The organism is Kocuria sp. (assembly GCF_030536815.1).
Taxonomy (GTDB): domain Bacteria; phylum Actinomycetota; class Actinomycetes; order Actinomycetales; family Micrococcaceae; genus Kocuria; species Kocuria gwangalliensis.
Window position 1 is genome coordinate 1 of record NZ_JAUNPE010000020.1, and the last position, 26,681, is coordinate 26,681.

Annotated in this window: 21 protein-coding genes and 1 pseudogene; 16 read left to right on the plus strand and 6 right to left on the minus strand. The window is 64.4% G+C overall.

Going from position 1 to position 26,681, the window contains the following annotated elements; all coding sequences use genetic code 11:
* A pseudogene (gene rpsA / locus Q4E95_RS03695) lies at positions 1–368 on the plus strand (30S ribosomal protein S1); the annotation flags it as partial.
* 159 nt (positions 369–527) lie between these two features.
* On the opposite strand, the gene Q4E95_RS03700 reads toward rpsA, so the two are convergent.
* Positions 528–1,226: a YigZ family protein gene (locus tag Q4E95_RS03700; protein WP_303382021.1), complete on the minus strand. Its 699-nt coding sequence runs from the start codon at positions 1,224–1,226 to the stop codon at positions 528–530.
* Positions 1,227–1,368: 142 nt separating this feature from the next.
* Here Q4E95_RS03700 and Q4E95_RS03705 point away from each other — a divergent pair, with 142 nt between their 5' ends.
* From Q4E95_RS03705 to Q4E95_RS03720, 4 genes are all read left to right on the plus strand, one after another.
* The gene (locus tag Q4E95_RS03705) at positions 1,369–1,845 is read left to right on the plus strand and encodes a hypothetical protein (protein WP_303382022.1); all 477 of its coding nucleotides are present in this window, start codon (positions 1,369–1,371) and stop codon (positions 1,843–1,845) included.
* Positions 1,846–1,971: 126 nt separating this feature from the next.
* The gene (gene coaE / locus Q4E95_RS03710) at positions 1,972–2,598 is read left to right on the plus strand and encodes a dephospho-CoA kinase (protein WP_303382023.1); all 627 of its coding nucleotides are present in this window, start codon (positions 1,972–1,974) and stop codon (positions 2,596–2,598) included.
* 30 nt (positions 2,599–2,628) lie between these two features.
* On the plus strand, positions 2,629–4,770 hold the full coding sequence (gene uvrB, locus Q4E95_RS03715; RefSeq protein WP_303382024.1) for an excinuclease ABC subunit UvrB: 2,142 nt from the start codon (positions 2,629–2,631) through the stop codon (positions 4,768–4,770).
* Between the two features lie 214 nt (positions 4,771–4,984).
* Positions 4,985–6,325 (plus strand): TerC family protein, encoded by a 1,341-nt coding sequence (locus Q4E95_RS03720; RefSeq protein ID WP_303382025.1) that lies wholly within the window; start codon positions 4,985–4,987, stop codon positions 6,323–6,325.
* A gap of 98 nt (positions 6,326–6,423) precedes the next feature.
* Here the strand turns inward: Q4E95_RS03720 and Q4E95_RS03725 are convergent, their stop codons facing one another.
* The 5 genes from Q4E95_RS03725 to Q4E95_RS03745 all read right to left on the minus strand — a co-directional run bounded on the left by Q4E95_RS03725 (position 6,424) and on the right by Q4E95_RS03745 (position 11,944).
* Positions 6,424–6,930, minus strand: coding sequence for a hypothetical protein (locus Q4E95_RS03725; protein ID WP_303382026.1), 507 nt, complete (start codon positions 6,928–6,930; stop codon positions 6,424–6,426).
* Positions 6,927–7,526, minus strand: a complete 600-nt coding sequence (locus Q4E95_RS03730; protein ID WP_303382027.1) for a transcriptional regulator — start codon at positions 7,524–7,526, stop codon at positions 6,927–6,929. Before Q4E95_RS03730 ends, Q4E95_RS03725 begins: the two co-directional genes overlap by 4 nt.
* Before the next feature lie 90 nt (positions 7,527–7,616).
* The gene (locus Q4E95_RS03735) at positions 7,617–10,232 is read right to left on the minus strand and encodes an RNA helicase (protein WP_303382028.1); all 2,616 of its coding nucleotides are present in this window, start codon (positions 10,230–10,232) and stop codon (positions 7,617–7,619) included.
* Between the two features lie 45 nt (positions 10,233–10,277).
* Entirely contained in the window at positions 10,278–11,291 is a 1,014-nt protein-coding gene (locus tag Q4E95_RS03740; RefSeq protein ID WP_303382029.1) for a bile acid:sodium symporter family protein, read from the minus strand.
* A complete protein-coding gene (locus tag Q4E95_RS03745) occupies positions 11,288–11,944 on the minus strand; it encodes an MBL fold metallo-hydrolase (RefSeq protein WP_303382030.1) in 657 nt (218 codons plus the stop codon). The genes Q4E95_RS03740 and Q4E95_RS03745 overlap by 4 nt, the downstream gene beginning before the upstream one ends.
* Positions 11,945–12,075: 131 nt before the next feature.
* Between Q4E95_RS03745 and Q4E95_RS03750 the strand changes: the two genes are divergently transcribed.
* The 11 genes from Q4E95_RS03750 to pgk form a co-directional block, all read left to right on the plus strand.
* Positions 12,076–12,732: a MarR family winged helix-turn-helix transcriptional regulator gene (locus Q4E95_RS03750; RefSeq protein ID WP_303382031.1), complete on the plus strand. Its 657-nt coding sequence runs from the start codon at positions 12,076–12,078 to the stop codon at positions 12,730–12,732.
* Positions 12,729–14,516: a DHA2 family efflux MFS transporter permease subunit gene (locus Q4E95_RS03755; RefSeq protein ID WP_303382032.1), complete on the plus strand. Its 1,788-nt coding sequence runs from the start codon at positions 12,729–12,731 to the stop codon at positions 14,514–14,516. Before Q4E95_RS03750 ends, Q4E95_RS03755 begins: the two co-directional genes overlap by 4 nt.
* Before the next feature lie 67 nt (positions 14,517–14,583).
* Positions 14,584–17,607 (plus strand): excinuclease ABC subunit UvrA, encoded by a 3,024-nt coding sequence (gene uvrA, locus Q4E95_RS03760; protein WP_303382033.1) that lies wholly within the window; start codon positions 14,584–14,586, stop codon positions 17,605–17,607.
* Positions 17,608–17,634: 27 nt separating this feature from the next.
* Entirely contained in the window at positions 17,635–18,348 is a 714-nt protein-coding gene (locus Q4E95_RS03765; RefSeq protein WP_303382034.1) for an HAD hydrolase-like protein, read from the plus strand.
* A complete protein-coding gene (locus Q4E95_RS03770) occupies positions 18,341–19,027 on the plus strand; it encodes a 1-acyl-sn-glycerol-3-phosphate acyltransferase (RefSeq protein WP_303382035.1) in 687 nt (228 codons plus the stop codon). Before Q4E95_RS03765 ends, Q4E95_RS03770 begins: the two co-directional genes overlap by 8 nt.
* Positions 19,020–21,083, plus strand: a complete 2,064-nt coding sequence (gene uvrC, locus Q4E95_RS03775; RefSeq protein WP_303382036.1) for an excinuclease ABC subunit UvrC — start codon at positions 19,020–19,022, stop codon at positions 21,081–21,083. The genes Q4E95_RS03770 and uvrC overlap by 8 nt, the downstream gene beginning before the upstream one ends.
* Before the next feature lie 60 nt (positions 21,084–21,143).
* Positions 21,144–22,067, plus strand: coding sequence for an RNase adapter RapZ (rapZ, locus tag Q4E95_RS03780; protein WP_303382037.1), 924 nt, complete (start codon positions 21,144–21,146; stop codon positions 22,065–22,067).
* A 36-nt stretch (positions 22,068–22,103) separates the two neighbouring features.
* Positions 22,104–23,177 carry a uridine diphosphate-N-acetylglucosamine-binding protein YvcK gene (gene yvcK / locus Q4E95_RS03785; protein WP_303382038.1) on the plus strand — a complete coding sequence of 358 codons (1,074 nt, stop codon included), beginning with the start codon at positions 22,104–22,106 and terminating at the stop codon, positions 23,175–23,177.
* Positions 23,178–23,230: 53 nt separating this feature from the next.
* The gene (gene whiA, locus Q4E95_RS03790; protein ID WP_303382039.1) at positions 23,231–24,217 is read left to right on the plus strand and encodes a DNA-binding protein WhiA; all 987 of its coding nucleotides are present in this window, start codon (positions 23,231–23,233) and stop codon (positions 24,215–24,217) included.
* A gap of 250 nt (positions 24,218–24,467) precedes the next feature.
* Positions 24,468–25,475: a type I glyceraldehyde-3-phosphate dehydrogenase gene (gene gap, locus Q4E95_RS03795; protein WP_303382040.1), complete on the plus strand. Its 1,008-nt coding sequence runs from the start codon at positions 24,468–24,470 to the stop codon at positions 25,473–25,475.
* 89 nt (positions 25,476–25,564) lie between these two features.
* Positions 25,565–26,681: phosphoglycerate kinase (gene pgk / locus Q4E95_RS03800; RefSeq protein WP_303382041.1), on the plus strand; the 1,117-nt coding region annotated here is incomplete at its 3' end.

Here is a 26,681-nt window from a genome sequence, read left to right on the forward strand (position 1 = left end):
CCACCGAGTTCGATCCCGCTCAGTACGGCATGGCCGCCGAGTACGACGAGCAGGGTAACTACAAGTACCCCGAGGGCTTCGATCCCGAGACCAACGAGTGGATCGAAGGCTACGAGGACCAGCGCGCAGCGTGGGAGCAGCAGTACGCGGACGCTCAGGCTCGTTGGGAAGCTCACAAGGAGCAGGTGCAGAAGCACCTGGCCGAGGATCAGGAAGCTGCCGTTTCCTCCTCGAACTCCAGCAGCAGCAGCAACAGTGGCCCCGCCGCTCCGACCAGCTACTCCTCCGAGGCTCCGGCCGAGGATGCGGGCACCTTGGCTTCCGACGAAGCCCTCGCTGCCCTGCGCGAGAAGCTGACCGGCAACTGATTCACGGATAAGCTGCACCGCCCCGGCGGTTCGGACCTCTGAATCGCAGAACCCCGCACGATACCGTGCGGGGTTCTGTCATGTCAGGAACACGTGCGCCACGGAGCGCTGCAATGCCCGCGATGGCCGGTGCCGTGCAGTGCACGGGTGAGTGGGCGGTCAGCGCAGTGGGATGTCGTGCCAGTCGACGCTCCCGGGGCGCGGGATGTACTGTCCCGCGGTCAGCGAGGTCACGGTGTCCAAGGCGTTGCGGACATCGAGCTCACGATCGGGGACCGCGAGAGTGAGCACGGCGGCGTCGGCTTCGTAGCGGGTGGGCAGCACCGTGAAGCCGGCCGTGCGCACGTCGTCCTCGACGCGGCCGGCATCCGCGTGGGCCAAGCACACCGTGAGGGAGCGGGAGCGCATGCGTGTCCTGAGAGGAGCGGTCTCGAGCGCTGCGGCCACGCTCCCGGAGTACGCGCGTACCAGGCCGCCGGCGCCGAGTTTGACCCCGCCGAACCAGCGAACCACCACGGCGCAGATGTCCGAGAGATCGCCTTCGAGCTGCTGCTCGCGTTGGGAGGGCACCTTGTGAGCGCTCAGGGCCTGCATCATGGGCATGCCCGCGGTCCCGGACGGCTCGCCGTCGTCGGAACTGCGACCGGTCTCGCGCGTGGGGCCGATCAGGAAAGCCGAACAGTGATGGCGGGCGTCACGGTACTGAGCCTTGGTCTCGGCAATGAAAGCGCGCGCAGCTGCCTCCGAATCGACCCGTTTCAGGAGTGCGAGGAATCGGGATTTCTTGATCTCGGCCTCGTGCGTGTGCACCGAGTTCGCGCGCAGCACCGTGTAGGAGACGTTCGGGTCGCTGGGCATGTACTTCAGTCTAGGGCGCGGCCGCTCAGCCAATGTAGGCGGACTAAGCAAATTCCCAGGAAATGGCCGCGGGGTGTCTTGCATCACACTCGTGCTGGGAGGAATATGGCGTGCATTGGCACTGGAGAAAGCGGTACTCATCATGAGCATGACAACGCGGCGTGACGAATCCCAGGGTTCGTCGGCACGTAACCGAGAAATCGACCCGGAGGTTGACAACCACGTGAGGAAATTGCTGACGCTGACCATTGTGTCCGGCGTGTTGTACCTCACGACCATCATCACCAACATTGTCACCGGGCAGATCACTCACCGGGCCTTCGAGGATGCACCGTTCGGGGCGCCTCATGAAAGTTTGTACTGGGTTGGCGCGGTGGTGGGCCTCATCCTGCTGGTCGGAATGTATCTCGCCGTCTACATTCCACTGCGTAAACGACTCCGGGAAGGGTGGTATGCCGGGGCGGTGTTCGCGACCGTGGGTTTGATCCACGCGGCATTGTCCGCGGTTGTGGCACCGGGGAATTTGCTCCTCGGTCTTCCCGGCATCATTTTGGTGATCGTCAACGGGATGTGGCTGTTCATCGCGTTCCGACCCGGCGTGCGTGAAGGGCTCGGCTGACCCGGGTCGCACGGTGGCGGGGGAGTGGCGGGCCGCTACGGAGACGCAGCGGATATGCTCAATCGTCGACACGATCGGTCAGGCCTGAGCGCCGCCCTGAGATCGTTGCCGAGAAGGAGGACTTTGGTGGGTAATGGTGTGTCACGGGCCGACGGTCGCGCACTGGAGACGGTGGGCCTCACCGGGGGGATCGCCTCCGGTAAGTCCACCGTCTCCCGGCGGTTGGCGGAGCTGGGTGCCGTGGTGATTGACGCCGATGCCATTGCCAGGGATCTCCAAAAACCGGGGCGGCGGGGGCTCACCGCGATCCGCGAACACTTCGGTGACTCGGTGATTGATCCGGGCACCGGCGAGCTGTTGCGCCAGGAACTTGCCAATATTGTGTTCAATGATGAACTGCAACTGGAGACTTTGAACGGCATTATCCACCCGCTGGTTCGTGAAGAAACCGCTCGACTGATTGAGCGTGCCGCTCCGGGATCGGTCATTGTCTACGACATGCCGCTCCTCGTCGAGACCGGACAGCACGCGGGCATGAACCAGGTTCTGGTGGTCGAGGCACCGATCGAGGAGCGGGTCCGTCGCATGGTCACCGACCGGGGCATGGACCCCGACGACGCGCGCAGGCGCATTGCGGCTCAGGCCACCGACGAGCAGCGGCGGGCCGCGGCGAGCACCGTGTTCGACAACGCGGGCTCGATCGAGGATCTCCTGAACCAGGTCGATGCTTGGTGGCGCCACCGGGACGGATAGCGTGTCGGAGGGGACGCGTACTCTGGTGGCATGTCGCTGGCCCAAAAAATCAATCGCGTTGTCGCCCCGTTCGAGGTGGTCTCCGAGTTCCAGCCCGCGGGTGATCAGCCCAAGGCCATTGCGGAACTTACTGAGCGGATCCAGGGCGGCGAACAAGACGTTGTCCTGATGGGCGCCACGGGTACCGGTAAATCGGCCACCGCGGCGTGGCTGATCGAGGCGGTCCAACGCCCCACCCTGTTGCTGGTTCAGAACAAGACACTGGCCGCTCAGCTGGCCAACGAGTTGCGGGATCTTCTGCCCAACAACGCGGTCGAGTACTTCGTCTCCTACTACGACTACTACCAGCCGGAGGCGTACGTCCCGCAGACGGACACCTTCATTGAGAAGGACTCCTCGATCAACGAGGAAGTCGAGCGGCTGCGGCACTCGGCCACCAATGCGCTCCTGACCCGCCGTGACACGGTGGTGGTCTCCACGGTGTCGTGCATTTACGGTTTGGGCACGCCGGAGGAATATGTCAAGCAAATGGTGACGCTCGCCGTGGGTCAGGAAATGGACCGCGATGATCTGCTCCGCCAATTCGTGAATATGCAGTACGCCCGCAACGACATCGATTTCCACCGCGGCACGTTCAGGGTGCGCGGTGACACCGTGGAAATCATCCCCATGTACGAAGAACTCGCGATCCGCATCGAGTTCTTCGGTGACGAGATCGAAGCGATCTACACACTGCACCCGCTCACGGGGGAGATCGTCAACGACGAACAGGAAATGTACGTCTTCCCGGCCTCTCACTACGTGGCGGGCGCGGAACGGATGGCGCGTGCAGTGGAAACCATCCAGAACGAGCTGCAGAACCGGCTCCAGGAACTGGAGTCCCAGAACAAACTGGTCGAGGCCCAGCGACTGCGCATGCGCACCACGTACGACCTCGAGATGATGGAGCAAATGGGCTACTGCAACGGCATCGAGAACTACTCGCTGCACATTGACGGCCGGCCCCGCGGTTCCGCACCCCACTGCCTCCTGGACTACTTCCCGGACGACTTCATGCTCATCATTGACGAGTCCCACGTCACCGTGCCGCAGATCGGCGGCATGTACGAAGGGGACATGTCCCGCAAACGCACCCTGGTGGAGCACGGCTTCCGGTTGCCTTCCGCCATGGACAACCGCCCCCTCAAATTCGACGAGTTCCTGGAACGCATCGGTCAGACCATGTACATGTCCGCCACCCCGGGCAAGTACGAAATGGCCAAGGTGGACTCCGTGGTCGAGCAGATCATTCGTCCCACGGGTCTGGTGGACCCCCAGGTGGTCGTCAAGCCCACCAAGGGACAGATCGACGATCTCCTGGAGCAGATCGAGCTGCGCGTGGAACGCAATGAACGCGTGCTGGTGACCACGCTGACCAAACGCATGGCCGAGGACCTCACCGAGTACCTCATGGAACACGGGGTGCGCGTGCAGTACCTGCACTCGGACGTCGACACCCTCAAGCGCGTGGAGCTGCTGCGAGACCTGCGCTTGGGTACCTTTGATGTGCTCGTGGGCATCAACTTGCTGCGCGAGGGCCTCGACCTGCCCGAGGTTTCACTCGTGGCCATCCTCGACGCGGACAAGGAGGGCTTCCTGCGCTCCACCACGTCGCTGATCCAGACCATTGGTCGTGCCGCGCGTAACGTCTCCGGTGAAGTGCACATGTACGCGGACAAAATCACGGATTCCATGGCGACCGCCATTGACGAAACCAACCGTCGCCGCGAGATCCAGGTGGCGTACAACAAGGAGCACGGGATCGATCCTCAGCCGCTGCGCAAGCGCATTGCGGACATCACGGATCAGCTGGCCCGCGAGGACGAGGACACCCGAACCCTTCTCGCCCAGCGCGCCGCCGCCAATGACCACACCGCGCCGGTCAAGGGTGGCAAGAAGAAGGGTGCGTCCGAGACCCAGCGTGAGGCAGCATCCAGGGCCGAGTCCAAGTTGTTGCGCGACGGCGTGCAGGCGGCGCCGGCGGAGGACCTCGTGGAGCTCATTGAGCAGTTGAGTGAGCAAATGCGTAACGCGGCCGCCGAACTGCAGTTCGAACTCGCGGCACGGCTGCGTGATGAATTGGCGGACCTCAAGAAGGAACTGCGCCGCATGAAGGACGCGGGTCACGCTTAGACAGTTCGGAGAGCTGTGTAAACTGGGTCGGACCACAACGTGGGGGAGTATCCCGAAGAGCTGTGAACGTCAGCACGAGCGGCATGGATGCCACTCCGGGCACAGCAACCGATCACTCACGGCGCTGAGGCCACCGTTACCGGTGCGTCGACCCAGTGCCGATCGGTGGAGAGACCCACGGTCTCCACCGTCTCTCAACGGAAAGTGCTGACACATGGAAATCACCGGCCTGCAATGGGGTATCACCCTTGCATTGATTCTGGGCCTGCTGGCCTATGACTTCTTCTTCCACGTGCGTAAGCCGCACGAGCCCACGATCAAAGAGGCCGCCGTTTGGTCGGCCGTGTACGTGAGCATTGCCCTGCTGTTCGGTCTGGTCATCCTCTGGATGGACGGCCCGCAGCTGACGGCGGAATACTACGGCGGGTACATCACCGAGAAGGCCCTGTCGGTCGACAACCTGTTCGTCTTCCTGATCATCATTGCGTCCTTCAAGGTGCCGCGGGCTGATCAGCAGAAGGTGCTGCTCTTCGGTATCGTGTTCGCGCTGATTGCGCGCACGGTGTTCATCTTCATCGGTGCCGCGGCGATCAATACCTTCTCGTGGGTGTTCTACCTGTTCGGCCTGATCCTCATTTACACCGCGGGCAAGCTCATCAAGGGCGAGGTCTCGGACTCCGAGTCGGACGAGGCCGACAACTTTGTGGTGCGGCTGGCCAAGAAGCTCCTGCCGACCACCGACTATTACGACGGCGACAAGCTGTTCACCATTGAGAACGGCAAGAAGGTCATGACCCCCATGCTGCTGGTCATGGTGGCCATCGGCGGTACCGATATCTTGTTCGCGCTCGACTCCATCCCCGCGATCTTCGGCCTGACTCAGGAACCGTACATCGTGTTCACCGCCACGGCGTTCTCGCTCATGGGTTTGCGCCAGCTGTACTTCTTGATCGACGGCCTGCTGGATCGCTTGATCTACCTGTCGTGGGGTCTCTCGCTCATCCTGCTGTTCATCGGCGTGAAGCTGATGCTGCACGCCTTGCACGAGAACACGCTGCCCTTCATCAACAACGGCGAGCCCGTTCCGGTCGTCGAGGTCGGCATTGGGTTGTCCCTCACCGTGATCATTTCCATCCTCGTCATCACCGTGCTCGTGTCCCTGTACAGCCCCAAGGGTCGTGCCCTGCGCATTATCCAGAAGACCCAGGACCTCTCCGAGAAGTACCTGGCGCTGCCCAAGGACGCGCCCGCGGAGGAACGCACGCGCATTTCCACCAAGATCGCCGAGCTCACCCAGCAGTTCCCCAAGATCTCGGAGAAGCACAAGGAAGAGCTCATTGATTCCCGCGCCAAGTTCCGCAAGATGGTGGACACCGTGCACGGGCAGCAGAGCGAGTTCGAATCCACGGGCGAGGTCAAGACCCCGTCCCCGGACCTCGACCAGGAGGACCTGGATTCCGCGGCTCCCACGGCCACGGTGCAGCCCACCGGTAAGGCAGCGGACGGCAGCGGACCCGAGGGTCACTCGACCGGAGGTTCCACCTCCCTGCGCTGATCACCGTTCGACCGCCTGAACAGGCCATCGATCGCCGTCACGACGCCGCCCGCGCACCTCAGGTGCGCGGGCGGCGTCTTTCTCGTGGGCGGTGGGCCCTAGCGCCAGGCAGCGAAGGGGCCCGGTTCCGTGGTGCACCACAGGGCCGCGGCGGCGAACAGCGCGGCCCACAACAGGGATGCCAGGGTGCCAATGATGAATTGCTCGCGCTGTCGGGCGTTGGTGAATTCCCCGTAACGAGCCAGACCCTTCACAGCCACTACCACTCCGATACCGGCCACGTGACCGGTGAGCAGGGAGGCAATGGTGGCGGAACGTTCCAGGAAGCCGATCACCAAACCACCCCGTAACGGCGGTGTGACCGGCTCCGGGGGTGGCTCGGCACTGTCCCAAGGATTGGGGTCGGGAGTCGGCCGCTCATGGGAGACGTCCGCCAAGTGGAACACGAACCGGATCACCAGGTCCCCGGACAGCGTGCCGGCAATCAGAAGCGCGGGGTACGCCCATTCGCGCGGCACGGTACCGGCCAGGACGGCCCACACGGCGGTCACGATCACCAGGGACGCCGGTAGCACGGCGTCCAGGAGGATACGGGAGATTTTCACGAGGCCTCCGGAGCGTCATCGGCCCATTGCAGGAAGGTGAGCACCGTGGGGTGGGTGGCTTGCTCCTGACTCCAGAGCGCGGATGACAACCTCCGGGACACCGACGACTGCGCGATGCCCAGCGTTGCGGCGATCTGCTGCTGCGTGAGTCCCCGTTCGGCCAGGTCGGTTGCCTCTCGTGCGGCCCGCGTGCGGCGTTCGCGTACGGCAGTGGCCAGGGTCAGGACGGCTTGGGCATGGGACGCCCAGTCCGTGCCGCGCACAGCGGGGTACCCGGTCTCCTTCGAGGCCGTAACGGCCTCCCGCGCGGCCACGAAGGCCGGTCCCGTGGCCTCGTTGACGTTGGCGGGCAGCGGTGTGTCCACGGCCCCGATTCCCAGACCCACGTGCCAGTCCCGTTCATCCGCCAGGGAGAACACGGTGGTGAGGACGTCCTGCGCAGAGTCGTACAGGGCCTGCAGTTCATCTCCCGCGCTGATCTGCCACCCGAGTACGGGCCCGGGGAGATCCGCATCGAACCGGTCGCGATGGTGGGTCATCGCCAGGGCACCGGGGTCCTCGCGAGAACCGCGTCGATCGACGGTCAGAGCGAACACGAATGCCTCCTCGGGATGGGCCGCATGATGATGCACCTGATGCAGGGAGAACCGCATAACGGGTTGTTATGCAGCAATAAATGCATACTTTCAGGATCGGCCCGTCTGCGCAATGTCGCCGACATTGTCGACCAGTACCGCGGGAAAACCGTCCTCATCGGAGGCGGCCAGATCGATGCGAGCATTGATGCCCCAGTCGTGATTGCCGTCCGGGTCGTCGAAGACCTGGGCCACGGTCCAGTAACCGGGCAGCCCCTCGGGCTTGTCGTTGATCCGGATCAGCGCGGGTCCACGGGACTGGGCATCCGTGTAGATGTCGTCGTATTCATTGAAATACGCGTCCATGGCGTCCGCCCAGCGGTCCCGGTCCCAGCCGGTGGCCTCGTCCAGGGCGCCCAGAACCTTGTCCTTTTCCTGGGCGAACAACTCGACGCGCTGGAACAAGGCATTGCGCACCATCACGCGGAAGGCCCGGGGGTTCCTGGTGACGCCCTCCGGTTGTTCCTCGACGAGTTCCTCCAATGAGTCTGCGCTGGTGCCCATGGGAGATTCCTGTCCGGAGGCCAACTTCTCCCATTCGTCGAGCAGGGAGTTGTCCGTCTGGCGGATGCTTTCGCCGAGCCACTCGATCAGATCGGTCAGTGTCTCGGTCGTGGCGTCCACGGGAACGGTCTGTCGCAACGCCTTGTACGCGTCGGAGAGGTAGCGGAGCAGGATGCCTTCCGAGCGGGCCAGCCCGTAAAACTGGATGTAATCACCAAAGGTCATGGCGCGTTCGTACATGTCGCGCACCACGGACTTGGGGGACAGTTCGAACTGGCTCACCCAGGGCGAAGAACTGGAGTAGGTCTCGAAGGCCTGTTCCAAGAGTTCGCGCAGCGGCTGGGGGTAGGTGATCTCATCGAGTTCGCGCATCCGCTCGATGTACTCCACGCCGTCCGCCTTCATCACGGCCAACGCCTCGCCCTTGACCTTCTTCTCCTGCAGGTTGAGCACCTGTCGCGGCTTCTCGAGGGTCGCCTCGATGACGGAGACGACGTCGAGGGCGTACGTCTCGGACTCGGGGTCCAGGATCGTGAGCGCGGCCAGGGCGAACGGGGACAGCGGTTGGTTCAGGGCAAAGTTGTCCTGCAACTCGACCGTTACCTTGTAGCGGCGCCCGGTCTCGTCCGGTTCGGGTAGCCGGACGACCACCTCGGCGCGGATGAGCTCCCGCAGAATCGCGAGGGCCTGCTTGAGCAGATCGCGTTTCCTGGTGTGGGTCTCGTCAATGCTGCTGAGCAGGTGGTAGCCGGCGGCCACGTTGTTGCCGGGTCTCTGCAGCAGGTTCAACACCATGGAGTGAGTCACGGTGAACGACGAGGTCAGTTGCTCGGGTTGCGCGGCGACCAGGCCGTCGAAGGTCTTGTTGCTCCACGAGACGAACCCTTGCGGTGGCTTCTTCTTGGTGACCTGGCGCAGCTTTTTCTGATCGTCGCCGTGTTTGGCGCGGGCCTTGGCCATGGCCCGTTCGTTCTCGATCACGTGGTCGGGGGCTTGAACCACCACCGTGCCCGCGGTGTCGTATCCGGCACGGCCCGCGCGGCCGGCGATCTGGTGGAACTCTCGGGCGCTCAACCGGCGCGTGCGTTCGCCGTCGAATTTGGACAGCGCGGTGATCAGCACCGTGCGAATGGGTACGTTGATCCCCACGCCCAGCGTGTCCGTACCGCAAATGACCTTGAGCAGCCCGGTCTGGGCAAGTTGCTCGACCAGGCGGCGGTACTTGGGCAACATGCCCGCGTGGTGCACGCCGATACCGTGGCGGACCAAGCGATTGAGGGTCTTGCCGAAGCCCGCGGAAAACCGGAACTGAGCGATCAGGTCCGAAATGCGTTGCTTTTCCTCCTTACTGAGCACATCCACGGACATCAGGTTCTGCGCCTGTTCCGCCGCTTGCAGCTGCGAGAAGTGCACCACGTACACGGGAGCCTGGTGCGTACTCAGCAGCTCCTCGAGTTCCTCGTGAATGGGCCGTTCCGAGTAGTAGTAATGCAGTGGGATGGGGCGATCCGCGGACGTCACCAGCTTGGTGTCCCGCCCGGTGACCTCGCTGAGACGTTCCTGGATCCGGGTGACGTCTCCCAGGGTTGCGCTCATGAGCAAGAACTGGGCCTGGGGGAGTTCGATGAGTGGGGCCTGCCACGCCCACCCGCGCTGCGGGTCCGAGTAGAAGTGGAACTCGTCCATGATGACCACGCCGAGGTCCGCGTCGGAGCCTTCGCGCAACGCCACGTTGGCGAGGATCTCGGCCGTGCAGCACACGATGGGAGCATCCTGGTTGACCGAGGAGTCACCGGTCACCATGCCCACATTCTCGGCCCCGAAGATCTCGCACAGGTCGAAGAACTTTTCGGACACGAGCGCCTTGATGGGTGCGGTGTAGTAGGAACGCCGGCCGCGCGCCAGCCCGGCGTAGTGGGCCGCCACCGCCACCGTTGATTTACCGGAGCCCGTGGGCGTGGCCAGGATGACATTGGCGCCGCCGGCCACTTCCAGAACGGCCTCGTCCTGGGCGGGGTAGAGCTCCATGTCCCGCGAGGAGATCCAGCCGAGGAATCCCTCGTAGATCTCGTCATCGCTGAGCGGATTGGAGGCGAAGTCCCCGCGCAAGTAATGCTGACCGGGTGCGGAGAGTTCGGGGGCAAGGGCGTCCAGGAGTTTCATCACCGCAAGCCTATCGACACTTGCCGACAGGCACGGACCGCCCCGTCAGGAACGGGTGCGAGCGGCGGCGTCGTCGGGAGTGGTCGAACGCGCGGCGGCGCGAGCATCCGCGCGGCGGCACAGCAGCGCAAGAACCGCGCCCGACAAGTTGTGCCACACGGAGAACACGGCGCCGGGCAGCGCTGCCAGCGGCGACATGTACTGCGCGGCCAAACCGGCCGCGAGACCCGAGTTCTGCATGCCCACCTCCACCGCGGTGGTGCGGCGCACGGGGACGGGCTGGCCGGTGGCCCGGCCGATGAGGTAACCCAGGGCGTAACCCAGCACGTTGTGGATGGCAACAGCGAGCAGCACCAGCAGGCCCGCCTGAATGATGCGATCGGCGGAACCGGACACCACAATGGCCACGATCAGGGCGATCCCCAGGACCGACAACCAGGGGAGAACGGGAAGCAGCCGCTTCACCAGACGGGACAGAGCCAACCGCACCAGAATGCCCGCAATCACCGGGACCAGCACGATGGTCACGATGGACATGGCCATGGACGGGCCGTCCAGGGGCATGTACTGACCGGCCAACCACAGTGTGAGCAGGGGAGTGAGCACCGGTGCGAGCAGCGTGGAGATGGACGTCATGGTTACCGACACGGCCACGTCGCCGCGGGCAAGGTACGACACCACGTTGGACGCGGTGCCGCCCGGCGCGCAACCGACCAGGATCACTCCCGCCGCCAGTTCCGGCGGTAATTGCAGGAGCCAGGACACGAACACCGCCAGGAGCGGCATCACGATGTACTGCGCGGCCACGCCCACCACGATGGGCACCGGTCGTTTGGCGACGAGTGCGAAATCCACGGGGCGCAAGGTGAGACCCATGCCGAACATCACCAGACCGAGCAGGGTATTGACCCACCCGGAAGCCAACTGCATGATGGGGGCAAAGAAGTATCCCGCGGCGCCGCCCACAAGAATCAGGACGGGGAAGACCAGAACCGCTACGTAGGCGGCGCGGTCTGCGGTGGCAGCGGCGGGATCACGTGGGGGTTGCGCGGAACTCACCAGCCGCGCTGCTTCCACTCCTCTAACTGCGGGCGTTCGGCACCCACGGTGGTGGGCTTGCCGTGACCGGGGTGCACGATGGTGTCGTCCTGGAACTGATCGAAGATCCGCTCGGTGACGTCCTGGTAGAGCTGCCGGAAGTCCTCCGGCGAGTTGGTCTTACCCAGCCCGCCCGGGAACAGGGAGTCACCGGAGAAGATGTGGTCCGGTCCGTGCGGGTCGCGGTAAACAATGGCAATGGAGCCGGGGGTGTGCCCGCGCAGTTCAATGACCTCGAGTTCGAAACCGTCCAGTTCCGCGGTGTCACCGTCGTTGAACGTGAGGTCCATGGGCACATCGATGTCGTCCTCGTCGGCGGCACCGCACGCGGTCATGGCCTCGGAATGCGAGGCCACGCTGCCGAGGGCCCGCACGTGGTCCCAGTGCGAGTGCGTGGTGATGATGAGCTGGAGGTTGGCCCAATCGTTGCAGTCGGTGGAACCGGCGGCGACCATACCCGCGATGGCGCGGGCGTCGTCGGCGGCGTCGATGAGCACCTGTGTGCCGTGTTCTTTGGATGTCAGGAGGTAGACATTATTGTCCATGTCGCTGACTGAGATGCGGCGGATGGTGATCTCAGAAAGCTCGATTACCTCGGTCTGGGTGGCGATCATGGCACGAGTGTAGGCCTACTACCGGCGGCGGAGCCAATGGTGCCCGTCCATTGCATGCGAGGTGTCGATGCATCGTGACGGAACGCACCCCCAATTAGTTAGACAGCCTACAAATCTCGGCATATAGTTGCATGTTGCAAGCAACTGTTCTGGGTGATCCCACCGGTGCAACGACCCGTGAGCAGTCGACTTCCGCCCTCACATCATTGCCCATTCCTCACCCGGGGGAGACCATGAGCGTTTCTCAGGAGACCGCCTCAGCGCTGGTCCAAGAATTGTTCGAACTGCAACGCGTCATGCGACGGGTCCTCAAGGCGTCCATCACCGAGCGGGAATTGTCGGTGGTGCAGATGAGCCTGCTGAGCCACTTGGCGTCCGTGCCCGCTCGGCGCGCCAAGGACATCGGTGCGGAGTCCGGGCTGGGGGCCTCGGTCATGAGTCGGCAGCTGAGTCACCTCGAGAAACTCGGATTCATTGAACGAACCCCGGATCCGGAGGACGGTCGAGCGCAACTGGTGCAGATCACCGAGCGGGGTCGCACCGCGGTGGCCGACAACTTGGAATCGGACACCCGGGGACTCATTGAGCGCCTTGGTGCGCTGAGCGAGGACGACGCCGCGCGCACCCGACAGGACCTCAATCGCCTGACCGAGACATTCCTGACCTCGCTGGGCCTGGAACGCATGACCACGCACATACCCCGGGTGGACCCGCAACGTCCACGCAACGCAACGACACAGACAACTACTACTGAGACGGCACGCCGTCTGGAGGACTCCGTTCAATGACAGCAGCCGACGCATCGTCTGCGGCCCGAAAGGACCAGAAGACCCGGGACGTGGACCATCGCAACGTCCTGCGGGCACTCACGGGCATCCTGGCCGCATTCTTCATGGCCATGGTCACGCTGACCATCATCGGAACCGCCCTTCCCGTGATCATGGCGGACCTGGGTGGCGATCAAACCGCACTGTCGTGGACCGTGACGGGAACCCTGTTGGCCAACGCCATTTTCACCCCCATTTTCGGCAAGCTGGCGGACCTCTTCGACAAGAAGAAGCTTCTGCTGTTGGCCATCCTGATCTTCGTGCTCGGCTCGGGGGCCGCCGGTCTGTCCACCTCGATCAGCATGTTGGTGATGGCCCGCGTCATCCAGGGCATCGGCATGGGCGGACTCATGGCCCTCGCCCAGACGATTCTGGGCACGATCATCCCGCCGCGTGAACGCGGTCGCTACGCCGGGTACATGGGGGCAGTCATGGCCGTGGCCACCTCCCTGGGCCCCCTGCTGGGTGGTTTGATCGTGGACCTCTTCGGGTGGCGCTGGTGCTTCCTGATCCCCGTGCCGCTGTCCATCCTGGCCGCCGGGCTGATCATTAAGACTCTGCACATCCCCCCGCGTGAACAGGAGCGCAAGCCCTACATCGACCTGGGTGGTATGGTCCTGCTGGCCATTGGGACCTCGGCGCTCGTGCTCTGGGTGTCCTTTGCCGGCAAGCTCTTCGACTGGGCGTCTTGGCAGTCCCTGGGCCTCGTGGTGCTCACCCTGGTGGCGGCCGTGCTGTTCGTGCTCGTGGAGCGTCGCGTTCCCGAACCCGTGATGCCGCTGAGCGTCATGACCGAACGCACCACCGTGCTGGCCACCATTGCCGCCATTGCCACCGGCGCCGCCATGTTCGCCTCCACCACGTACCTCGGCCAGTACTTCCAGCTGGGTCAGGGGTTCACGCCCACCGAGTCGGGTCTGCTCATGCTGCCGCAGGTGGTCGGCTCGTTCGTCGGGTCCATGGTGGCCGGCCAACTGATCACGAAGTTCGGCAAGTGGAAGCGGATCCTCGTTGTGGGCACCGTGATCCTGGGAGCCGGTCTGTTCTCCGCCGCCACGCTCACCCATACGACCCCGGTCTGGCTCGTGGGCATCTTCATCTGCCTGGTGGGCCTGGGCGTGGGAACGCTCAACCAGAACCTGATCCTGGCGGTCCAGAACACGGTGGGCCTCAAGGACATGGGCGCGGCCTCCTCCGGCGTCGCCTTCTTCCGTACCGTGGGCGGTGCCCTGGCGGTGTCGCTGTTCGGCGCGGTACTCACACGTCACCTGACCAGTTCCATGGAATCGTTTGCTCGGGAACACAACGTGGACCCGTCCCAAATGGGCGACGCCGCCTCCATCGACATGTCCGGTCTGCCGCCGGCCGTGGAAGAGGCTTTGCGCTCGGCCTACGGCTCGGGTACGGGTCTTTTGTTCCTGATCGCGGCCATTGCCTCCGTCGTCACGCTGGTGTGCGTGCTGCTCATGAGGGAAATCCCGCTGCGCACCACGGTGGACGTCGTGGAGGTGGACCCGCAGACGGGCGAGCTGTCCGTGGTCTCCAAACGTGTTGACCCCGTGGAGGCCGCCGGCCTGCGGATGCAGAGCGCCCAAACGGGTTCACTGCCGGTCGTGGACCCGAGCGCCTCGGGTTTGCGCCGCACGCCCGCTGAGCACGCCGCAGCCGACGACGCCGCCGCCCCCGCCCGCGAGGATGCCCCCTCGGGCTCCCGCCGGGCGGGCCGGGGTCGGCGCGCGAGGTGAGGTCCTGAGAGAATAGACGTTCGTTGATCGTTGCGCTGAGCGAGGATTCCCCCTCGCTCAGCGCTGCATGTCTGAGGTGAGTAATAGAGTGACTGCCGTGTCCGAGCAAACCCGCGAAGCCCCCGTAAAAAAGCACTCCTCATCCGTTCTTGCCCAGCAGGTTGCGTCCGATCACGCGCCCAAGCTGAGGGCGTCCGGAGCGTCCGACCTGACCGAGATCGTGGTTCAGGGCGCCCGCGAGCACAATCTCAAGAACGTGGACCTCACGATCCCGCGTGACTCCATGGTGGTGTTCACGGGTCTGTCCGGTTCAGGTAAGTCGTCACTCGCGTTCGACACCATTTTTGCCGAGGGTCAGCGCCGGTATGTGGAGTCGCTGTCCTCCTACGCCCGAATGTTCCTGGGGCGCGTGGACAAGCCGGACGTCGATTTCATCGAGGGTCTCTCACCCGCGGTGTCCATCGACCAGAAGTCGACCTCGCGCAACCCGCGCTCCACCGTGGGCACCATTACCGAAATCTACGACTACATGCGGTTGTTGTGGGCGCGCATCGGTCACCCGCACTGTCCCGTGTGCGGTGAGCCCATCACCAAGCAGACCCCGCAGCAGATCGTGGACCAGCTGCTCGAACTGCCCGAGCGGACCCGTTTCATGGTGCTCGCGCCCGTGGTCAAGGGCCGCAAGGGCGAGTTCGTGGACCTGTTCCAGCAGCTCAGCACCCAGGGTTTCTCTCGCGCCGTCGTGGATGGGGAAACCGTGACGCTGGATGATCCCCCCAAGCTCAAGAAGCAGTACAAACACACCATTGATGTGGTGGTGGACCGCCTCACGGTCAAGGCCGAGGCCCGGCAGCGACTCACCGATTCGGTGGAAACTGCTCTGAACCTGGCCGAGGGCCGCGTGGTCATCGACTTGGTGCTGCGCGAGGGCGAGGAATCCCCATGGGCCGGTAACAGCCGGATGTTCTCCGAACACTTGGCGTGCCCCAACGAGCACACTCTGCAGACGGACGAGATCGAACCCCGGTCGTTTTCCTTCAATGCCCCGTTCGGAGCGTGCCCCGACTGTGATGGCATTGGCTCGCGCCTGGAAGTGGACGAGAGTCTGGTCGTACCAGACCCGGACTTGTCCATCATCGAGGGAGCCATTGCGCCGTGGTCCCTGGGCAAAGCCACCAGCGACTACTGGAATCGCCTGCTGGCGGGACTGGCCGAAGAGGTCGGTTTTGATTTACTGACCCCGTGGCAGGACCTCTCGGCCAAGGCCAAGAAGGCCGTGCTCAACGGCAAGGACTACAAGGTCACGGTTGCCTACAAGAACCGTTGGGGGCGGGAACGCCGGTACACGCAGGGTTTCGAGGGCGTGTTCGGGTACATCAAGCGTAAGCACGAGGAAACTGAGTCCGATCACGCCAAGGACCGCTATGAGCAGTACATGCGGCAGGTTGCGTGTCCCACGTGCGACGGCGCGCGCCTGAATCCCACCGTTCTCGGCGTGAGCGTGGGTGGGCTCAACATCTCCCAGGCCACTCACCTCCCCATGCGAGATTCCTTGACGTTCTTCGAGTCCCTGGACCTCTCCGATCGAGAGGCCCGGATCGGTGACCAGGTGCTCAAGGAGATCGTGGCTCGCCTGACGTTCCTGATCGACGTGGGCCTGGACTACCTCAACCTGGAACGCGCCGCGGCCACCCTGTCCGGGGGCGAGGCCCAGCGCATTCGCCTGGCCACGCAGATCGGCGCGGGACTGGTGGGCGTGCTCTACGTGCTGGACGAGCCGTCCATCGGCCTGCATCAGCGCGACAACCGGCGGCTCATTGAAACGCTCGCCCGGCTGCGCGACATGGGCAACACGCTCATCGTGGTCGAACACGATGAGGACACCATTCGTGAGGCCGACTGGATTGTGGATGTGGGTCCCGGTGCGGGTGTGCACGGCGGTCACGTGGTGCACTCGGGCACCTACGAGGGTCTGCTCGAGAACAAGAACTCCATCACCGCGGACTACCTGTCCGGGCGCCGCGCGATCGAGGTGCCCGAGCGGCGTCGTCCGATCGACAAGAACCGCCGGCTGACCGTGGTGGGTGCGCGTGAGAACAACCTGCAAAACCTCACGGTCAACTTCCCACTGGGCGTGTTCGTCTCCGTGACCGGTGTTTCCGGCTCGGGTAAGTCCACCCTGGTCAACGACATCTTGTACACCACGTTGGCCAACAAGCTCAACGGCGCCAAGCAGGTTCCGGGCCGCCACAAACGGATCGACGGTGTGGACCACCTGGACAAGGTGGTCCACGTGGACCAGAGCCCCATTGGGCGCACCCCGCGTTCCAACCCGGCGACCTATACGGGCGTGTTCGACCGGATCCGCAAACTGTTCGCGGACACTCAGGAAGCCAAGATCCGCGGTTACCAGCAGGGTCGGTTCTCGTTCAACGTCAAGGGTGGTCGCTGCGAGGCGTGCTCCGGCGACGGGACGCTCAAGATCGAGATGAACTTCCTGCCGGACGTCTACGTTCCGTGCGAGGTCTGCAAGGGCGCCCGCTACAACCGCGAAACCCTGGAGGTCCACTACAAGGGCAAGAACATCGCGGAAGTCCTGGACATGCCCATCGAGGAGGCCGCGGAGTTCTTCGCACCGTTCACGGCCATCGCGCGTTATCTCAACACCCTGGTCGAGGTGGGGCTCGGTTACGTCCGTCTGGGACAACCGGCCACCACGCTGTCCGGTGGTGAGGCCCAGCGCGTGAAGCTGGCTGCGGAACTACAGAAGCGCTCCAACGGCCGCACCATTTACGTGCTGGACGAACCCACCACGGGCTTGCATTTCGAGGACATCCGCAAACTGCTCATGGTGTTGCAATCGCTGGTGGACAAGGGCAACAGCGTGATGACCATTGAACACAACCTGGACGTGGTGAAATCCGCGGACTGGGTGGTCGACCTGGGACCCAATGGCGGTTCCGGCGGTGGAACAATTGTTGCCGAGGGCACCCCCGAGGACATCGCCGAGAACAAGGACAGCTTCACCGGTCAGTTCCTGGCCGAGGTTCTCGAGACGTCCGCGACCCGTCGGGCCGCGACCCAGCGATAAACCAGCGACAACCGAGAGAAGGCACCCGTGATCGCTCAAACTCCCGTGGTGTTGTGGGACCTGGACGGAACCATCCTGGATCCGGCGGGCGCCATCACCGACGGCATAGCCGATGCCCTGTGTACCTGCGGATTTTCGGTACCGGAGAATCTGGGGCGGTTTGTGGGCCCGCCCATCGGAGAGTCGCTGCGCCACTTCACGGACGTTCCGGAGGACAGGATTCCGCAGGTGATCTCGGTGTACCGAGCGGGGTACCTCACGGAAGGGTTGCAGCGAACGCGTGTCTATCCGGGTATCGAGAAGGAACTGGATCGGTTGCGCGCGCTGGGTGTTCGCCAGGTCGTGGCCACCCAGAAGCCCGAACGGATCGCCGTTGAAGTGGTCCAACGATTCGGCCTGAGCGCATACTTCGACACTGTGAGCGGTGCCGCGGACGACCTCGCACGGCCCGCAGCCGGCCGTGTGTCCCTGCACGACAAGCCCGAGATCATCGGGGAGGCGCTGGACCGACTCGGCCTGTCCACCCCCGATTCCGAACGGACGGTCATGATCGGTGACCGCAGCTATGATGCCGAGGGCGCTCACGCGCACGGCCTGGATTGTATTGGTGCCGGTTGGGGCTTCGGTCAACCCGGTGAACTCGACGACGTGTGTGTGGCGGTGGTGGGTGCTCCCGCCGGGCTGGCAGCATGGACTGACCGGTACAACGATTCCGCGGAGGGGCAGTCGGACCATGGATAACTATCGGTTGTTGCAAACATCGGTGACCACGGCTTTCAAGGCACTGTGCCGGCCAGTCGTGACGGGCACGGACAAGGTCCCGGATCACGGGCCCGTGATCATCGCGTCCAACCACCTCTCGTTCCTCGACTCCGTGATCCTCTCCGTCATGATGCCCCGCCGCGTGAAGTTCATTGCCAAGGCCGAGTACCTCACGACTCCGGGGGTCAAGGGACACGTCATGCGTGAGCTCTTCAAAATGATCGACGTGATCCCCGTGGAACGCGGACAGCAGGGCGACTCGGTCGCGGCGCTGGCCCCTGCCCTGGAGCACTTGGAACAGGGCAACATCTTCGGCATTTACCCCGAGGGCACCCGATCCCGTGACGGTTACCTGTACCGGGGCCGCAACGGGGTGGCCTACCTCGCCTATATGACCGGAGCTCCCGTGGTCCCCGTGGGCCTCGTGGGAACTCAGCGACTGCAGCCGCCCGGTTCCACCGTGATCCGTCCCGCGCGTTTCGAGCTGCATGTCGGGCAGGCGATCGAGGTCCCCAAGGCGGGACCCAGGCACAACGGGCGCATGCGTAAGGAGCTCACGGAGCAGGTCATGGACGCCATAGCCGAACTGTCCGGCCAGCCGCGCAAGGACACCTATAACCAGTCGCCGTCCGCGGAGAAGGATTCCGGGCGTGGCTGATCCGGCGAGCTACAAGCCGGCTCGTCAGGACATCCCCACCAACCCAGGGGTGTACCGTTTCCGGGACGAGCACGGCCGTGTGATTTACGTGGGCAAGGCCAAGAACCTGCGGAACCGGGTGTCGTCCTACTTCGCTCCGCTGCATCAACTCTCACCCAAGACTCGAGCCATGGTGACCACGGCGGCGGCCGTGCAATGGACCGTGGTGGGATCCGAATTCGAGTCCCTGCAGCTCGAATACACATGGATCAAGGAGTTCTCCCCGCGTTTCAACATTGCCTACCGGGACGACAAGTCCTACCCGTACCTGGCGATCACCATGGCCGAGGCCGTTCCGCGCGCCATGGTCATGCGTGGCGACAAGAAACCGGGCAACCGGTACTTCGGCCCGTACTCACAAGCATGGGCGATCCGCGAAACCCTGGATGCCCTGTTGCGGGTGTTCCCCGTGCGCACGTGCACCAAGGGCGTGTTCCAGCGGGCAGAGCGCACGGGGCGGCCATGCCTGCTTGCCCACATCGACAAGTGCTCGGCGCCGTGCGTGGGCACCATTTCCCGGGAGGACCACCGGGCGCTGGCCGAGGACCTGTGCCGTTTCATGTCCGGGCACGCCAAGGCCTACATTCGAGAACTCGGCCGACAAATGCAAGAGGCCTCGGAGCGGATGGACTTCGAGACGGCAGCGGCCCGCCGGGACGACGTGGTGGCCCTGGAAAAGGCCTTCGAACGCAACACCGTGGTGCTCGCCGACAACACGGACGCGGACTTCTTCGCCCTCGCGGAGGATGAGCTCGAGGCCGCGGTGCAGGTGTTCTACGTGCGCGGCGGGAGGATCCGCGGTCAACGCGGCTGGATCACCGAAAAGGTGGAAGAGGTCTCCACCGCGGAACTGGTCGAGCACCTCCTGCAACAGGCCTACGGCGAGGTAACCGCGGAACTGAATCCCACCCAGCGACGGGGGAGGAAGGTAGCTCACCAGGGCAGCCAGGACACCGTGGCCAAACATCGCCGAACGGCGGAATTGGCCTACCGGCAGGACACCGTTCCCCGCACGGTCTACGTCTCCACGCAACCGGAGCAAGCCGGCGATCTGGAGAACTGGCTCAGCGAGCTCCGCGGGTCCCGGGTCACCATTTCCGTGCCCCAGCGCGGTGACAAGGCGCAGTTGTTGGAAACCGTGGCGGAAAATGCCCGCCAGGCCCTCGCACTGCACAAGTCCCGCCGGGCGGGAGATCTCACCACTCGTTCGGCCTCGCTGCAACAACTTCAGGAAGCGCTGGATCTCCCCGACGCCCTCATGCGCATCGAGTGTTATGACATCTCCCACGTGCAGGGCACCAATGTGGTGGCATCCATGGTCGTCTTCGAGGACGGCCTGCCGCGCAAGGGGGAGTACCGCAAGTTCGCCATCACCGGTGACGCCGCCCGTGATGACACCGCCTCGATGTACGACGTGATCCACCGCCGTTTCACCCGCCACCTCGAACAGCAGCGCAAGGCCGCCGAACGTGGGGTGACCACCGGAGAAGTGACCGCGGAACAGGCCCGTGAGGACAACGGCCGGGTCTTCGCATACCCGCCCAACCTGGTGATCGTGGACGGCGGCCCGCCCCAGGTGGCGGCCGCCCAGCGTGCCCTGGACGATCTGGGAATCACGGACGTGTACGTGGTGGGCCTGGCCAAGCGGCTCGAAGAAGTGTGGCTGCCGGACGACGAGTTCCCGCTTATCCTGCCCCGCGCCTCCGAGGGCCTGTACCTGTTGCAGCGAGTGCGCGACGAGGCCCACCGGTTCGCCATCACGTTCCACCGGGAGAAGCGCTCCAAGTCCATGACCGTCTCGGCCCTGGACGCCGTACCGGGGTTGGGCCCCGCCAAGCACAAGGCCCTCATGAAACACTTCGGCTCCGTCAGGAAAATACGGGCGGCAACCGTCGAGGACATCGCACGCGTCAATGGTTTCGGTCCCGGTCTCGCCGAACGGGTGGTGGCCGCGCTGGGAGGCGGGCAAGCGCCGTCGGCGGGCGTGGACGTGGGAACGGGGGAGCTGCTCGATTGAAACTGGACTACCCTGGAGGCGGACCCATTGCATGCAAACAGTCAGGCGGCGCAGACGGATATGAGTAATCCAACTCCCGAGTCGGATTCCCCCACCCCCCAACTGCAACCGGTTAAACCCCCCACCTCCGAACTGCTGATCGTCACCGGCATGTCCGGTGCGGGCCGCTCCACGGCGGCCAACGCGCTCGAGGACCTGGGCTGGTACGTGGTGGACAATCTGCCACCGCAGATGCTCAGCACGCTGGCGGATCTGGTGGCACGCACCCCGGAGACCCTGCCCAAACTGGCCGTGGTCATCGACGTGCGCGGCAAGGCCCTGTTCAATGACATGCGCGAGACGCTCGCGGCGCTGGAGAACTCCGGCGTGGAATTCTCGGTCCTGTTCCTGGACGCCTCGGACGAGGTTCTGGTCTCCCGCTACGAACTTCAACGCAGGCCCCACCCGCTGCAGGCCGGGGGTCGCATTCTGGACGGCATCAAGGCCGAACGGTCGTTACTGCGGGATCTTCGTGAGTCTTCTGATTCCGTGTTGGACACGTCCTCGTTCAATGTGCACGCTCTCACACGCGCCGTGGCCGACATGTTCTCCACCAACGGCCCCGTGGTGCTGCGGCTGACCGTGATGAGCTTCGGCTTCAAGTACGGCGTGCCCGCGGACGCGAATTTCGTGTCCGACGTCCGTTTCATTCCCAACCCGCACTGGGTCCCGGCCCTGCGTCCGCGCACCGGTAAGGATCCCGAAGTGCGGGACTACGTGTTCGGCCACGCGGGCACCGCCACGTTCGTGGACCGCTTCGTGGCCATGCTCGAGCCGGTGTTCGCCGGCTACCGCACGGAAAACAAGCACTACGCAACCATTGCGATCGGCTGCACGGGAGGTAAGCATCGCTCCGTGGCGGTCACCGAGGACATCGCCAAGCGACTCAGCAAGTCCCCGCGCGTGACCGTCAACATCCAACACCGAGACCTGGGGCGCGAGTAGCCGCAGACCCGGAGTCCTAGACCCCTACGGACCACTATGAGTAACTTTCCCTCGACCGGCGCGTTGCCCAGGTTGCCCTTGAGTACCCGGCGCGACGTGGACCCGTACCATTCGCTGGACCCCGCGGCGCGTGAAGGCATTTCCGACGCCGATTCGGTGGTCGCCCTGGGCGGCGGGCACGGACTGTCCGCGAGCCTGTCCGCGCTTCGTCTGCTCGCCCCGGCCGTCACGGCCGTGGTCACGGTCGCCGACGACGGCGGGTCGTCCGGCCGGTTGCGCAACGAAATGAACGTGCTGCCTCCCGGTGATCTCCGGATGGCACTTGCCGCGCTGTGCGACGACTCGCAATGGGGCCGCACCTGGCGCGACGTGATGCAGCATCGCTTCAGCAACGCCAGCCACCCCCATGAGGGACTGGACAATCACGCGCTGGGAAACCTTCTGATCGTGACCCTGTGGGAATTATTGGACGATCCCGTGGACGGATTGCGCTGGGCCGGCGCCCTGCTGGGCGCCAGGGGACAGGTGCTCCCGATGTCCCGCGAGCCTCTCGTGATCGAGGGCGACATCGCACCCAACTCGGATCCCACCAAGCCCTGCCCACCGGAACTCATTGCCCGAACGATCACGGGTCAGTCGCTTCTCGCCAAGCAGGCGGACGTGTGCAATGTTCGGATCCACCCGCACAAGGCGCAGGCCTGCCCCGAGGCGGTCTCGGCCATCAACCAGGCGGCGTGGGTGGTGTTGGGCCCGGGTTCCTGGCACACCTCCGTGCTGCCGCACCTGCTGCTGCCCGGGCTGCGTGACGCGATCTGCAAGTCCCCGGCCAAGCGCTTGGTCACCCTGAACCTGTCCCGCGATTCCGAGACCCTTGGCATGAGCGCCGCGGACCACTTGAGGGTGCTTGCCCGTTATGCGCCCGAGCTGCGCCTGGATGCCGTACTTGCGGATCCCACCGCGGCCGAGTCCCCGCACGACGTCGAACTCGCGGCGGCCCAGCTGGGCGCCACGGTGCACTGGGCGGACCTGCGGGACAACGACGGATCGGCCGTCCACAACCACTTCAAGCTGGCTGCGGCCTACCAGAAAATTATGAAGGCGGACGGCTGAGTGCCGCACACATCGGCACCCCGTTCATCGATCAGACAAAGGAGACGTCCCCCATGGCATTGACCGCATCGGTCAAAGACGAGCTTGCACACTTGCAGGTCAAGAAATCCTCGGTTCGAGGCGCGGAGCTCTCGGCGCTACTGCGTTTCACGAGTGGGCTGCACATTGTGGGCGGCAGGATCGTGATCGAGGCGGAGCTGGACACCGAGGCGGCGGCGCGTCGTACGGCGCACACCATTAACGAGGTCTACGGTCACAGCACGGAACTGGGCGTGATGACCGGTAGTGGGCTGCGCCGGGACCGAACCTGGATCGTGCGGGTTGCTCGGGACGGTGAGGCCCTGGCCCGTCGGACCGGCCTGTTGGACGCTCACGGGCGCCCGGTTCGGGGTCTACCCCCCTCGGTCGTGAACGGGACCGTGGAGGACGCCTCCGCAGTGATTCGCGGCGCGTTCCTCGCCCACGGGTCGCTGACCGAACCGGGCAGGGCCGCGGCCATGGAATTCACGTGTCCCGGACCCGAGGCGGCCCTCGCCCTGGTCGGGGCGGCCCGTCGACTGGATGTTCTGGCCAAGGCGCGGCAGGTGCGCGGAATCGACCGCGTGGTCGTTCGCGACGGTGACACCATTGCCGCGCTGTTGACGCGCATGGGCGCTCATCAGAACCTGTTGCAGTGGGAGGACCGGCGGATGCGCAAGGAGGTTCGCGCAACCGCGAACCGGCTGGCGAATTTCGACGACGCCAACTTGCGCCGCTCCGCACAGGCCGCGGTGACCGCTGGCGCCAAGGTGGAGCGAGCCCTCGAACTGCTGGGCGAAGAGGCCCCCGAACACCTGCGCGCGGCCGGGAAGCTGCGGGTGGCCAATAAGCAGGCAAGTCTTGACGAGCTGGGCCGGTTGTCGGACCCGCCGCTCACCAAGGACGCAATTGCCGGGCGGATCAGGCGGCTCCTCGCCATGGCGGATCGCCGTGCCGAGGACCTGGGAGTCCCCAATACGAGCGAATTCGCAGCGACCGCGGGGCTGTCGCAGCGGCGCTGACGGTAGCACGCCGTCGAGAACGGAAAGTTAATGTGGGTTTATGTGGGAATTGATCGCGCTAAGCGTTCAAAAGTTCGGCTGCGCACTGTCAAATATCCCGGTATCTCGATAGAATGGTCCCGGTAGAACACATCGGGCCCCACAATGTGAGAACCAGAAGATGTTGGATTCTTACCGATTGTGACTGATCCAACATCGGATCTCGCGCGGGCCCGCATACCGACATTGTCAATGACAAGAGGAGATCGCAGTGAGCATCAAAGTTGGCATCAACGGCTTCGGACGCATCGGCCGCAGCTTCGCACGCGCCCTGCAGACGCAGCACGGACACAACATCGAGCTCGTGGCCGTCAACGACCTGACCGATCCGGAGACGTTGAAGCACTTGTTCGAGTTCGACTCGGTCATGGGCCGCGTGAACGCCAAGGTCTCCCTCGACGGCGACGTCATGAAGGTCGACGATCACGAGATCAAGTTCCTGGCCGAGAAGGACCCCGCCAAGTTGCCGTGGGGTGAGCTCGGCGTGGACATCGTGGTGGAATGCACGGGCGTATTCACCAAGGGCCCGCAAATGCAGGCGCACCTCGACGCCGGCGCCAAGAAGGTCGTCCTGTCCGCTCCGGGCAAGGAAGTGGACGGCACGTTCGTGTACGGCGTCAACCAGGAGGACTACGACCCCGAGACCATGAACCTGGTCTCGGCCGCGTCCTGCACCACCAACTGCCTGGCCCCGCTCGCCAAGGTCATCAACGACGAGTTCGGCATTGAGCGCGGTCTGATGACCACGATCCACGCCTACACCGGTGACCAGCGCCTGCATGACGCTCCGCACAAGGACCTGCGTCGCGCCCGTGCTGCGGCATTGAACCTGGTTCCCACCACCACCGGTGCTGCCGCAGCGGTCGGGCTGGTGCTCCCGGAGCTCGAGGGCAAGCTGGACGGCTTTGCCGTTCGCGTTCCCACCCCCACCGGGTCCATTGTGGACCTCACCGTGGACGTCGAGAAGGACGTCACCGTGGAGTCGGTCAATGCGGCCATCAAGAAGGCTGCCGAGGGCCCGTTCAAGGGCATCATCGAGTACTCCGAGGAAGCCCTGGTGTCCAAGGACATCGAAGGTTACGACGTCTCCACCGTGTTCGACGCTCCGCTGACCAAGGTCGTGGACAACCAGGTGAAGGTCATTGCCTGGTACGACAACGAATGGGGCTACACCATTCGTTTGGTCGACTTTGTGTCGTTCGTGGCAGATAAGCTCTGAGTTAGACCTTGGAGCGGCGCCGGTGCCCTGTGGGTACCGGCGCCGCTGTCATAAGGACCTGCTGTCTCACTGAAAGGGATGAACCGGACATGGCCAAATCGCTGGACGAACTGATTTCTGAGGGGGTCTCCGGCCGACGCGTGCTCGTCCGCTCGGACCTCAACGTGCCCCTGGATGGCACCACCGTGACGGACGACGGTCGCGTGCGCGCCTCGCTGCCCGTGCTCACCAAGCTGACCGACGCCGGCGCCCGGGTGATCGTCATGGCGCACCTGGGTCGCCCCAAGGGCCAGGTGGACCCCAAGTACTCGATCGCCCCGGCCGCGCAAAAGCTCGATGAGCTGGCCGACGCACCCGTCACGGTTGCCACCGACGTGGTCGGCGAGGATGCCCAGGCCAAGGCCGAGGCACTCGGGGACGGTGAAATCCTCGTGCTCGAAAACGTTCGTTACGATCCGCGTGAAACGTCCAAGGACGACGGCGAGCGGCAGGAATTCGCCGCCGAGCTTGCCGCGTTGACCGGAGCCAACGGCGCCTACGTGGACGACGCCTTCGGCGCGGTTCACCGCAAGCACGCTTCCGTGTTCGACATTGCCCAGAAGCTTCCCGGGTACCTGGGGGACCTCGTCAAGACGGAAGTGGACGTGCTCAAGAAGGTCATTTCCGATCCCGAGCGCCCCTTCGTGGTGGTCATGGGTGGTTCCAAGGTCTCGGACAAGTTGGCCGTGATCGACAACCTGATCGGGAAGGCCGATTCGCTGCTCATCGGCGGCGGCATGGTCTTCACCTTCCTGGCCGCCCAGGGCTACTCCGTGGGTGGTTCCCTACTGGAGAAGGACCAGATCGACGTCGTCAAGGGGTACCTGAACAAAGCCTCGGCCGCCGGAACCGAGATCGTGCTGCCGGTGGACGTCGTCTACGCGGCGGCCTTCGACAAGGACGCCCAGCACGAGGTGCGCCCCGTGGAGGACATCGAGGGAGGCGAGATCGGCGATTCGGGTCTGGGCCTGGACATCGGACCCGAGTCCGCCGAGATCTTCGCGGACGCGATCACGTCCGCCAAGACCGTTTTCTGGAACGGCCCCGTGGGCGTGTTCGAAATGGCGGCTTTCGCCAACGGCACCAAGGCCGTGGCGGACGCACTGGTCACTTCGGATGCCATGAGCGTGATCGGCGGCGGCGACTCCGCATCAGCCGTACGCAACC